This window comes from Promicromonospora kroppenstedtii DSM 19349, from assembly GCF_000515355.1.
Lineage (GTDB): Bacteria > Actinomycetota > Actinomycetes > Actinomycetales > Cellulomonadaceae > Promicromonospora > Promicromonospora kroppenstedtii.
The window spans coordinates 1-2,507 of sequence record NZ_KI911738.1 but is presented as its reverse complement, the minus strand read 5'-3'; the positions used below and the strand labels follow the sequence as shown (position 1 = coordinate 2,507).

Sequence of the window (2,507 nt, the reverse complement as noted above, 5' to 3'; positions counted from 1 at the left end):
GCCGTCGTCGGCCCCGGTGCCACCGGACAGCGCGACGGCATCGGAGGACGCGGTGTGCGGGGCCGGGTCGTTCAGCGCGGCGGCCGTGGTCGCGCCGGCGACGCCGAGCACGGCGGCCGTCCCGACGATGACCCAGCGCTTCTTCATGGACGAGGGGTTCATGTGCGTGCCTCCCGGTTTCTCCTGGCACCTCGGTCGGGTGCCCGCTGACCACGAGTCTGCCCCGCCAGCATGAGGCGACGAGGAGACGAGGATGAGACGGTTCTCATGTGCTGGCGTGCCCCGTGCTGACCGGCCCGCGTCAACCGCGGAACCGGTAGCCGGCGCCGCGCACGGTCTCGATGCGGTCGGCGCCGAGCTTCTTGCGCAGGTACCGCACGTACACGTCCACCACGTTGGACCCGGGGTCGAAGTCGTACCCCCACACCCGCGACAGGAGCTGCTCCCGGGACATGACCTGGCCCGGGTGCTGCAGGAACACCTCCGCGAGCGCGAACTCCCGTGCGGACAGCTCCACCTCCCGGCCCGCCACGGTCGCGGTGCGGGTGCGCAGGTCGAGCCCCACGCCCCCGTGCTCCAGGCGGTCGGACGGCGCGGCATCGCCAGCCGCCTTGCGCAGCCGCAGCCGGATCCGCGCGAGCAGCTCGTCGAAGCCGAACGGCTTGGACATGTAGTCGTCCGCGCCGCCCTCCAGACCCGCCACCCGGTCGGACAGCGAGTCGCGCGCGGTGAGGATCACCACGGGCAGCGTGGAGCCGACGTCGCGCAGGCGCTGCAGCACGGTGAACCCGTCCAGCACGGGCAGCCCGATGTCCAGCACCATGAGGTCGTAGCCGCCCGACATGGCGTGGCCGAGCGCCGAGGCGCCGTCGGACACGACGGTGGGCTGAAAGCCGTGCGCCTTGAGGCCCTTACGCACGAACTGCGCGATGCGCTCCTCGTCCTCCGCGATCAAGATCTGGTTCACGCCGCCTCCTCCGCCGTCGCACGCCTGGTCTCGGGCGGGACCGCCCGCTGCCCCGGCCCGCCGAGGGGCCACGTCATCACGAAGCGCGCGCCACCGCCGTCAGACCGTTCCACGGCGACGTCGCCGCCGTGCCCCTGCGCGATGGCCCGCACGATCGCGAGGCCCAGGCCGGAGCCCGGCACGCCGCCCGTCGTGTTGCCGCGGGCGAACCGGTCGAAGATGCGCTCCGCCTCCTCGGGCGGCACGCCCGGCCCGGTGTCGCGCACCCAGAGCCGCACGGTAGGGCCGGCCGGGCCGTCGTACACCTGCGTGCCGATGCCCACCTCGTCGTCGGCCCCGGTGAACTTCACGGCGTTGTCCGCGAGCTGGAGCACCGCCTGCGTGAGCCGGTGCGCGTCGGCGGCCACCTCGACGTCGGCCCGCGCGTCCACCACCCAGCGGCGGGCGCCCAGCGCCCGCGCCTTGTCGTGCACGTCGTCCGTGAACCGGCCCAGCTCCACGGGCGCGAGGGAGACGAAGTCGGACCGCTCCGCCTTGGCGAGCAGCACGAGCTCCTCCACGATCTGGCCCATCCGGGACGTCTCGTCGAGCAGCAGGTCACGCGTCTCGCGCACGTCGTCCGGGTCGTCGGGGTCGAGCACCTCCAGGTGGCCGCGCAGCACGGTCAGCGGCGTGCGCAGCTCGTGCCCGGCGTCGTCCAGGAACCGGCGCTGCGTCTCGATGGCCGTCGACAGCCGGTCGAGCATGGTGTTGAACGCGCCCGCGAGCTCGCCCAGGTCGTCGTCGGTCGCGACGGGGACACGCTGGGACAGGTCGGTCTCGGTGACCCGCGCCGCGGTGGCGCTGAGCTGGCGCAGCGGGAGCAGGAGACGGCTCACCACGAGCCAGGCGAACAGGCCCAGCAGGACGAGCGCCACGCAGCAGACGATCGCGTACGTGCGCATCACGGCGGTCTCGGCGGCGAGCGACCGGTCCAGCGCGGCCGCCATGACGTATGCGCCCACCTCCTGCCTGTCCGCCACGGTCACCGGCACGACGACGAACCACACCCGGCCGATCTCGGTCTCGATCTCCTGCTCGACGGTCGTGGCCGACTGCGGCGTCAGGCCGGCGACGACCTCCTGGACCGCCGGGTCGTCCGCGACCACCCGGCTGAACGTGGGCGGGCTGGACTGCTGGTGCACGCCGTCCAGGTAGCTCACGAACATCTCGTTGGTGCCCGGGACGTTGCGCTCCATGGCGACGCTCATCAGCCGCCCGGCGCCGCGGAAGTCCTCGCCGGTCTCCGGGTCGACGCCTTCCTTCGCGAGCGCCTGCAGCTCGCCGATCTCCTGGTCGAAGTCCTCGGAGATGTCGTCCATGATCTGCTGGGACTGGATGGCGTGGGTGAGCAGCCCGGCCGCGAGCAGCCCGATCGCGGTCACCGCCACGACCACCGCGACCACCTTGGCCCGGACCGAGGGCCGGCGCAGGCTCATGCGTGGCCCACGCCCGCGGCCGCGAGGCGCGAGCCGTCGAGCCAGGCGGCGACGACGTCCAG

At 73.3% G+C, this 2,507-nt stretch carries 2 protein-coding genes; both read right to left on the bottom strand.

Going from position 1 to position 2,507, the window contains the following annotated elements:
• Positions 1-301: 301 nt before the first annotated feature.
• Entirely contained in the window at positions 302-967 is a 666-nt protein-coding gene (locus tag PROKR_RS22320) for a response regulator transcription factor (protein ID WP_036967718.1), read from the bottom strand.
• Complete coding sequence (locus tag PROKR_RS22315) at positions 964-2,445, bottom strand: sensor histidine kinase (RefSeq protein ID WP_036967715.1); 1,482 nt, start codon at positions 2,443-2,445, stop codon at positions 964-966. Before PROKR_RS22315 ends, PROKR_RS22320 begins: the two co-directional genes overlap by 4 nt.
• Between the last annotated feature and the right edge of the window lie 62 nt (positions 2,446-2,507).